The sequence below is a fragment of the Paenibacillus sp. KS1 genome (assembly GCF_001680695.1).
Classification (GTDB): Bacteria; Bacillota; Bacilli; order Paenibacillales; family Paenibacillaceae; genus Paenibacillus_B; species Paenibacillus_B suaedae.
Genome location: NZ_MAIS01000079.1, coordinates 21,171 through 29,928 on the forward strand (window position 1 = coordinate 21,171; position 8,758 = coordinate 29,928).

The window sequence follows — 8,758 nt, forward strand, 5'->3', positions numbered from 1 at the left end:
CACATGTTGAAAAACAAAATGCGTTGGAGCCAAATGGTAATGCTTGTGATGATGCTGACATTGGTGCTGGCAGGCTGCGGAGGTGGATCGACATCCCCATCAGATTCGAGCTCAGGGGCGAAAGTGGATCCGAAGAGTAAGATTCAGCTTACCCTGTGGCATAACTTCACTGGGGAAGATTTGCGCGCCAAGGCGATGCGGGGGATCATTGAACAGTTCAAGAAGGATAACACGAATGTAGACTTGCAGATTCAAGCAATTCCACCGGATGCGTATCGCCAACGATTGAAAGCGGTTGCGGCTGCAAATGAGATGCCGGACGTATTCATTATGCATCCGGGTACGATTGCCAAGGAGTTCTCAGCTGCAGGCTTGATTCAGCCGCTTGATGGATTGCTTGATGCGCATAAGGATTGGAAAGACGGCTACATGCCGAACTCCTTCGATGACTTCACGTTTGACGGGAAAATTTACAGTGCGCCAATGGGACTGTCTCCAACGTCTATTTTGTATTACAACGAGAAAATACTAGCGGATAATGGCCTAACTGTACCGAAGACTTGGGATGAACTGTTGAACGCAGTTAAAACGCTTAAATCCAAAAATATCATTCCAATCGCGCTTGGCAATAAAGCTCCATGGCTTGCACAATCCAGTATTCTCAGCTCGCTGGCAGATCGCGTGACGGGGACAGAATGGTTCAACAAGGCGGTTGCACAAGACGGAGCGAAGTTCACAGATCCTGAATTCGTGAAGGCGCTTGAGCATTTGCAGGAGCTTGCTACGGTTGGAGCGTTCCAGGAAGGCTTCAACGCGATCGACGGGACACAAATGGAACAATTGTATTCGCAGGGCAAAGCCGCGATGATCATCGAAGGCGGATGGGCGGTAACGAATCTAGTCGCAACGGCGCCTCAAGAGGTACTAGACGCCACAGGCGTTGCTGTGCTGCCATCTATTCCGGGAGGTAAGGGAGATCCGAACTCGGTGTCCGGCGCGATCGGGGTTGGACCTGCGCTGAGCAGCAAGGTAGAAGGAGATAAGAAGAAGGTAGCAGAAGAGCTCATTCTGGCGCTTGCTGGTCCGGAAGCTCAGAAGACAACATTAGAGGCGAACCAACTCGTCAGCTTCAAGGTAGATCTAGATAAGAGCAAAGTGAACTCGTTGTTCGCCAAGCTGTATGAGCTCGTGAATCAAGTGAAGCGTACACCTGTCTATGATGCAAAATTAACATCTGGAGCTACAGAGGTCGTTAATAACGGCTTGCAGGAGCTGCTTCTCGGCGGGAAAGCGGAAGATATCGCGAGGAAGATTCAGGATGCGCAGGAGCAAGGGTTGAAGGAGTAGTTTGTGTTTGGATGTAAGGCTATTATTGACCCTACTTACGTATTGGGATCATGCAGCCTAACAAAAGAAAAGGATAGATGACTATGACCGCTGCATCGCGAGCGCGGATGTTTATCATGCTTGGCTTGCTGCCCGCGCTTCTTATTTATTTGGTGTTCGTCGTCATTCCGGTGATCTGGTCATCGTATTATGGCCTGTTTAGCTGGAAAGGCATGGGCGATATGAAGTTCATTGGATTGAAGAATTATATAGAGGTTCTAAGCGATCCAATCTTCTGGGGCTCATTCCGCAACAATCTGTATATCGTGGCTTATTCTGTACTCGGTCAAGTTCCAATTGCCTTGCTGCTGGCGCTGCTGCTCGTGCGCAATCGCTGGTTCGAGAAGTTCATTCGCGCTTCAGTATTCATGCCGATGGTGCTGTCATCGGTCGTGATCGGCTTAGTATGGGGATATATCTATCATCCTCAGATCGGGATATTGAACTACCTTCTGGATTCGCTCGGACTGTCTTCTTGGAAGCTCGGCTGGCTATCCGATCCGAAGGTGGCAATGCTGTCGATTGGACCGCCGATCATATGGAGCAATATCGGGCCGTATCTAATCTTATTTATCGCAGCATTGCAAAATATTCCAAGCGAAGTGAATGATGCGGCCAAGCTGGATGGTGCTGAAGGGTGGAAGAAGCTATCCCTCATTACACTGCCGATGATTTGGGGCATGATTAAGGTGGCTGTTATTCTATGCATCTCGGGAAGTTTGAAGGCATTCGATCTCATCTTTATCATGACACACGGCGGTCCGGCACATTCAACCGAGCTTCTGGCCACGTATATGTACAATAACACGTTCAATATTTTCCGATATGGGTATGGGAGTGCCGTATCGACATCTATTGTCATTCTAAGCTTAATCCTTATTGTAGTTAGTCAATTGCTGATGAATCGGAAGAAGGACGCGCTCTAAGTAGAGGAAGGACTCGAACATGATGAGTAACATAGGAGCGGATTTCGATCAGACATTATCATGCTTCGATGGTTACCACTTATAAGTCCAAGAAGATAGGAGGAGAGGAACATGGGGAACCAACCCGTTCAACAGCTTGGCCGCATGCCTTCCTCTACAAGGAGACGCGCTTCCAACCGGGTGTGGAAGCAGGGAGTAGCCGGACTGGTCTGGTTGCTGCTAACCCTGTATGCATTATTGACACTGTATCCATTACTATGGCTGTTCATCAGCAGCTTCAAGAGCAACGAAGAGTTTTTCTCCTCTCCATTCGGCATGCCAAGCGAGTGGAGATGGGATAACTTCATTCGAGCATGGGATGTAGCGAGCATGAATGTTGCCTTCGGCAATTCCCTGGCTGTTACGGTAATTTCACTTGTGTCCACCCTGCTGATCGGTGCACTTGCAGCGTTCGTATTGTCACGATTCAAGTTCAAGTGGAAGCCGTACATCATGGGATTGTTCCTGCTCGGAATGCTCATTCCGATTCACAGTACACTCGTTCCACTGTTCATTATGATGAAGAAAATGTCCATTCTCGACACCTATGCGGCGCTTGTACTGCCTTATACAGCATTTGAACTGCCAGTTGCGATATTTGTCCTGTCCGCGTATATGACCTCCTTCCCGAAAGAACTGGAGGAAGCCGCATTGATCGATGGTGCAGGATATACAGGGATCTTCTTGCGGGTTATTCTGCCGCTGTCGATGCCGGCGCTGGCAACCGTGTCTGTACTTGGCTTCCTGCGCTTCTGGAACGACTTCGCATTCCCGCTCGTCTTCATTAGCAATCCGCTGCTGAAGACATTGCCGCTCAGCCTCTCCATCTTCGCGGATGGCTACGGCACGGACTACAGTCTGACCCTTGCAGCGCTTAGTCTGTCGGTTGTTCCGACGATCATTATGTATCTGATCTTCCAAGAGCAGATAATGAAGGGGATGCTGGCAGGCGCAGTGAAGGGGTAACAGTGGTGAGAGTATCCGGAGACATGTAATGCTGGAAATATCTATACACAACGGTACCGCCAACGAAATTCGTTGGCGGTATTTGTGCTTGATTGGCTGTTGGTTGCAGAAATAAATGTAAATGAGTCTTGCCAAGGGACAAACGCTGCTTGACTTATGTGAATGCCTAATTATTGCTGCTTGGGCAAAGCGCCGTGTCTATCCTTGTTCTCCATCATACTATGTTGTGTACCTAGAGAAAGGAGGTCATCTCAATGGGTGAATTTGCTGGCAGAGGCTGTGGATTTGGGGGCTTCACGAGCACAGGCGCAATCTTAGTTCTGTTTATCTTGTTGGTTATCATCCTGAGTTCTTGCTTTATATAATACGATAGGATTGAACAATATCGTTACCGACTTCAATGACCGACATCATCGTGTTATGCCTTGCTGATGAAGCAAGGCTGTTTTTATTAGAAGGGAAGAGAATAGCTCGTATGAAGCACTTTTTTTTTCTATACGACATTTACTACATTTACTAGAGTATGCTGGCAAGTCCGAAACCGACTGAGCAAAATGGATGTGTAAGCTACACCCATTTATGTGGCGGTGATCAATCATTTCTAAGCTTTTTACGGACGAGAGCACAAATTTGTACAACAGGATGAATTGATCCGGAAGATTATTACTTTCATAACACTCACATTCCTGTGAGAGATTATGACTCGTAGTTATGGAAAAAGAAAAAGCATCCGTAGCAGGGGAATATCTATCCCAGGCTAAGGATGCTTGCAGGTTATCGCATTTCGTTTTCTATTCTATGGTTGCATATTGTGAATGCATATGATTAGTCTTCAAATAACTCATCCATCAGCTGGTCGACTTCTTTTCTGCGTTCTTCTGTAGCTTCTTTGTTAATCGTGATTACATTTCCGACAATATGAACAACATCTCCAACCTCAGCTTCTGTGGGGAGCAGATGCTTCGGATATTCGATGGTATGTCCATCTTCTACTTCAATGGTTACGATATCACATTCAATCTGGTCGATTACCCCTTGAATCAATGTTGTTACCTCGCCTTCTCAAATGATATTGATTTTCCGTCACTTATAGAAATGACAGTGCCTTCTTTATCAGTTCGGAACACTTTGACATTGGCTTTCTTAAGGCGTTTCATAATGACATCTTTCGGATGATTATACTTGTTATCCTTGCCAACGCTGATTACCGCATACGTTGGATGAATAGCTTTTAGGAACTCAGCTGAGGTAGACGTATCCGACCCATGGTGGCCGACTTTGTATACATCTGCTTTTAAATTCGCACCGCTGTTGACCATGTCGGTTTCGCTTTTGCGCTCAGCGTCCCCTGAGAATAAGTACGATGTATTTTTGTATGTAACCTTAAGAACTGCGCTCCATGCATTCAAGTCCTTCCCGTAGTCTCCGACTGGAGCAAGGAACTCAGCTTTTACGCCATCTAGCGGGAGTTCACCCCCTGCTTTTGCGGATTTGATCTTGAGCTTTTGCTTTTTGACCGCTAATAGGAAATCCTCATAGGTCTTCGTTGTGTGAGATACTCTGGGCGCATATACGGATTTGGCTGGAATCGCATTGAGGACGGTATCCAGACCACCAATATGATCGGCGTCAGGGTGAGTGGCTATGACTGCGTCAAGTTGTTTAACCCCGTACTGTTTCAAATATTTGACCACGTTCTCACCTTGACTGTTGTCCCCTCCATCAATTAGGACATGTTGTCCCTTGGGCGTGCGAATTAGGGTTGAATCTCCCTGACCAACGTCCAGATAATATACTTTCAATACGTCTGACGATTGCGCCTTAGGCTTCTCTTGCTTAGGCTTCTCTTTCTGGATGTTTCCTTGAGTTTCCGTACTTGTTGGTGTGCAAGCTGTCAGCAATACGACCAAAAGCAGGAAAGGTATGTATAGTTTCTTCATAGATGCCTCCTTCTCCTATTAACAATATTATCATATTGCAATGGGGGATAGGATGGTTGATGTTGGTCTCTTCCTTGTTCTTGTTGCCTCCGTATAACATGAAAAGTTAACGAAAAACGACAACAAGTAGAAAATGGGAAGAAATTTAGATCCAGCAAAGCACAAGAACACCTTCAAGATTATGTTTTATCTTGCGATAAGAACACTCACCAGAAGGTGCTTTCATTTCTCTCACTATTTTTGGGGACTTCTCCAAATTCCAACTTTCCAACTTCGCTTTTAGTCTTTCAAGCACTTGTCTCAACGACTGAACATGTCACTCAAGTGCTTGGTGCTAGTGCGTTTGCTATGAGGCTTATTTTAGATCAACGACCGTACTGGCAATCAATTTCGGAGAAGCTGAGGCAGTGGTATCAGAAGGGACGTCTATTAACATCTTTATCTGAACGGTGTACCGTCCTTTCGGCACCTTCTTCTTCGCCTTATCCTTAAGATTCCATTCCTCTGTGAACGATAGCTCACCATCCTTTTTCAAATCATGGATGATCAGTTGTTGTGTGAATGCTTTGTTGTCAGACCAGTTGAACACTTCTTCATTGTTTTCATTGTTAACGATGATTTCATATTTATGTGAGCTGTAAGAGAGAGTAATATCTTTGCCGGACGTGTTGCGGAGTTTCATATGAATGAGGAGGCGGTCTTTCTTTTTCTCGGTTGATAAAGTAGTTTGCAATGCAGGCTTCGATTCCTTTTTATCCTTGCCCTTGGCGGGCAACGGCTTGATTTGCTGAACTTGATGCTTCGATTGCGACTGCTGCTGCTGATTGGCCGCATATGCGCTTTGCGTACTGCCGACTAGAAAAATAAGTGCGCTTGCCCATACCAGTGGCAGCATGATTGATTTTTTCATTCATATCACCTCATTCTACATAACGTGAGTGGGGGAAAGATTGTTGCATTGAAGTATTGAAATTCGAGTTCATGAAAAGCAGAAGCCCTAGTCAATTGACTAAGGCTTAGGTGCTTCCATTGTCGAGATGGACTTCATATCCGATTGAGAGTTGCTACTCCAGTTCATGACTATCCAGGGATATGGCTGTATTATTGTCCCTTATTTAAAGATATATTTACAGCTTCAACAGCATGTATATAGGTTGTGTCAAATACAGGTACTTTGGAATCCTCCGGTTTTACCAATAATCCAATCTCTGTACAACCTAATATAATTCCTTCGGCTCCTAATTCAGTTAACCCCTGGATCACTTTTTTATAGTAGTCCCTTGATTCTTGATGAATTTTTCCCAAACATAATTCTTCATAAATAATCTTATTGATAAGTTCCCTTTCATCGGCATTTGGTACAATAACTTTTATCTCATTCAGCTCCAAGCGGGATTTATAGAAATCCTGCTCCATCGTATATTTGGTGCCAAGTAAGCCGATGGTCCGAAGCCCTTTTTCTTTAATTCGACTTGCTGTTGCATCTGCTATATGTACAATGGGGATATTGATTTTGGATCGGATGTCATCTATAACTTTATGCATCGTATTCGTACAAATAACGATAAAATCGGCTCCTCCTTTCTCCAAAGAGCGAGCAGCGTTAGCTAATACTTCACCAGCCTTTTCCCAATTTCCTTCTGTTTGGTAATGTTCAATTTCCTCAAAATCGACACTGTATAAAAGGCATTTCGCTGAATGCAGCCCTCCCAGTTTTCTTTTCACCTCTTCATTTATTATCCGATAATATTCAACTGAAGATTCCCAACTCATTCCGCCAAGCAAACCAATTACTTTCATGTTGCGCCTCCATTCACACTTTTGCTCGATTTATTCTAGCGATACATAACCGTATTTACTCTTCCGAATAAGACGGCGTACTATATTATAATCTTGAAAAGAGCAATCAATAAAGAGCAAGGGGCAATTCGTTGATATTAAGGAATCAATAAGAGTTTTGTATGTTTAGAGTTAAGAAAATATGGCTCGTTTGCTCAAGTGGATGATTGGTAGAACGGAAAAAAGAAGGGTTACGATTCAGGGGTAATCAGGATCTCTATAACCCTTTCTGCGGTATTTGATAGAAATGTACTAGAACTTGTCCGACTCTCTGAGCATAAGATGTACTATGTTTTGTGAAGGGAGTTGCAATTGAATGGACAACGTAACGGCGAATAGTCTCTCTGCATTTAGTAGTGCAAGTCAACTTTTAAAAGCAGGTGTGCCTATAGTATTCCATGAGATAACAGCCAAGAATGGAAAGGGAATTACTCTCATAGAGGGGACGGGGGATATTCACCTTTCGCCTAATGCTGTTTATTTTGTGAGTTATTCGGTTGGCGTAACTATTCCTAAGGATTATAATGAGGCGACAACTATACTCAGCTTGAATAACGAGGTGTTAAACTCTTCTCTTTCATCTAATTCGAATTTCCCTCCTGGAGTAAGTGGAAATTTATCAGGAACTGCGATTGTAAATACAAAAATAGGGCCAAATATCTTAACTTTAGTAGGTGAATTTGGTGAAACGGTATATGACAATGCATGCATAAATATAGTTAGAATATCCTGATTTGTTAGACAGAAGCAGGGATTGCAAACCACTTAAAGTGACTATTCAGAAGTCATTAATTGTTATATAATGACAATGAGCCGTTGAGGAGGAAGAATCCCACGGCTCTTTTTTATGTACTTATTCCGGATCAATTAAGAAACAGTTCTCTGTGATGTTTCCTTCTTTATCTTCGCGTTGGAAACTAATCTGATATTCCTCAACATAGACCTCAATGCACGTATCGAATCCCCCAACTAAACTTACTAAGCTACAGTTAGAATTACGGGTGGTAAATATGAAAGCCAGGAAGAGTTTATGAATAAGTATGGAGACATGTATCGTGTTAAGCATCCGAATATTGAATTTGAAATCATCTCTTTAAGTCAGTATTACAAAGAGGGACTTACTAGAGAAATTTATAATACGATTGTTGAAACACATAAGCCGGACTTGTTGTATGGATTTGATCTCGAAAGTTATAGTACGGAAGGAAAACTAATTGATCTAGAACCCTTTGTGACTAAAGAAATTTCGAAATCCATTAATCAATATATTCTAGAATACCTGCGTGTTAAAGGATCTGGACGTCTATATGCTCTGTCTCCTACATTTGCAGGAAAAGCACTTTTTTATAATAAGTCAATATTCGATCAATATGCTATCTCTTACCACTAAATAGTGGTGTACAATTTGAACTTTTTCTTATTGATGAATATAACATTTTCACTTCAATACGCGATTGTCGATTTTGATTTTTTGTTAAAAATGAGTCAAAACCAAACCGTACTCTGTTCTGAATTCTATTTTGGACGTACCTATGAGGTGTGACACACAACAGGAACCGCACAGGTAAGCTCTATATAGCGGACAAAAGCTTAATTTTTTTGTGTAGGTCATAGCCGAGTCGCACACTAAGCCGGATTAACCCCATAAATTTGGACACATAG

Annotated in this window: 10 protein-coding genes; 6 read left to right on the plus strand and 4 right to left on the minus strand. The window is 43.5% G+C overall.

The window, feature by feature from the left end:
* The first annotated feature begins 3 nt into the window (after positions 1-3).
* The 4 genes from BBG47_RS21610 (at position 4) to BBG47_RS30850 (ending at position 3,682) form a co-directional block, all read left to right on the plus strand.
* The gene (locus BBG47_RS21610) at positions 4-1,347 is read left to right on the plus strand and encodes an extracellular solute-binding protein (RefSeq protein ID WP_065293443.1); all 1,344 of its coding nucleotides are present in this window, start codon (positions 4-6) and stop codon (positions 1,345-1,347) included.
* Positions 1,348-1,430: 83 nt separating this feature from the next.
* Positions 1,431-2,312: a carbohydrate ABC transporter permease gene (locus BBG47_RS21615; protein WP_021253710.1), complete on the plus strand. Its 882-nt coding sequence runs from the start codon at positions 1,431-1,433 to the stop codon at positions 2,310-2,312.
* Positions 2,313-2,423: 111 nt separating this feature from the next.
* A complete protein-coding gene (locus BBG47_RS21620) occupies positions 2,424-3,317 on the plus strand; it encodes a carbohydrate ABC transporter permease (RefSeq protein ID WP_483310750.1) in 894 nt (297 codons plus the stop codon).
* A gap of 254 nt (positions 3,318-3,571) precedes the next feature.
* Positions 3,572-3,682: a YjcZ family sporulation protein gene (locus tag BBG47_RS30850; protein ID WP_217635877.1), complete on the plus strand. Its 111-nt coding sequence runs from the start codon at positions 3,572-3,574 to the stop codon at positions 3,680-3,682.
* Between the two features lie 460 nt (positions 3,683-4,142).
* Here the strand turns inward: BBG47_RS30850 and BBG47_RS21625 are convergent, their stop codons facing one another.
* The 4 genes from BBG47_RS21625 to BBG47_RS21640 all read right to left on the minus strand — a co-directional run bounded on the left by BBG47_RS21625 (position 4,143) and on the right by BBG47_RS21640 (position 7,057).
* Positions 4,143-4,361, minus strand: coding sequence for a DUF3006 domain-containing protein (locus BBG47_RS21625; protein WP_065293444.1), 219 nt, complete (start codon positions 4,359-4,361; stop codon positions 4,143-4,145).
* A 5-nt stretch (positions 4,362-4,366) separates the two neighbouring features.
* On the minus strand, positions 4,367-5,257 hold the full coding sequence (locus BBG47_RS21630; RefSeq protein ID WP_065293445.1) for a ComEC/Rec2 family competence protein: 891 nt from the start codon (positions 5,255-5,257) through the stop codon (positions 4,367-4,369).
* A 355-nt stretch (positions 5,258-5,612) separates the two neighbouring features.
* The gene (locus BBG47_RS21635) at positions 5,613-6,167 is read right to left on the minus strand and encodes a BsuPI-related putative proteinase inhibitor (protein ID WP_065293446.1); all 555 of its coding nucleotides are present in this window, start codon (positions 6,165-6,167) and stop codon (positions 5,613-5,615) included.
* 191 nt (positions 6,168-6,358) lie between these two features.
* Positions 6,359-7,057, minus strand: a complete 699-nt coding sequence (locus tag BBG47_RS21640) for an aspartate/glutamate racemase family protein (RefSeq protein WP_065293447.1) — start codon at positions 7,055-7,057, stop codon at positions 6,359-6,361.
* A gap of 355 nt (positions 7,058-7,412) precedes the next feature.
* Here BBG47_RS21640 and BBG47_RS21645 point away from each other — a divergent pair, with 355 nt between their 5' ends.
* Entirely contained in the window at positions 7,413-7,829 is a 417-nt protein-coding gene (locus tag BBG47_RS21645; protein ID WP_065293448.1) for a hypothetical protein, read from the plus strand.
* Positions 7,830-8,126: 297 nt separating this feature from the next.
* Positions 8,127-8,486 (plus strand): type 2 periplasmic-binding domain-containing protein, encoded by a 360-nt coding sequence (locus BBG47_RS21650; RefSeq protein ID WP_065293449.1) that lies wholly within the window; start codon positions 8,127-8,129, stop codon positions 8,484-8,486.
* The last annotated feature ends 272 nt before the right edge of the window (positions 8,487-8,758 follow it).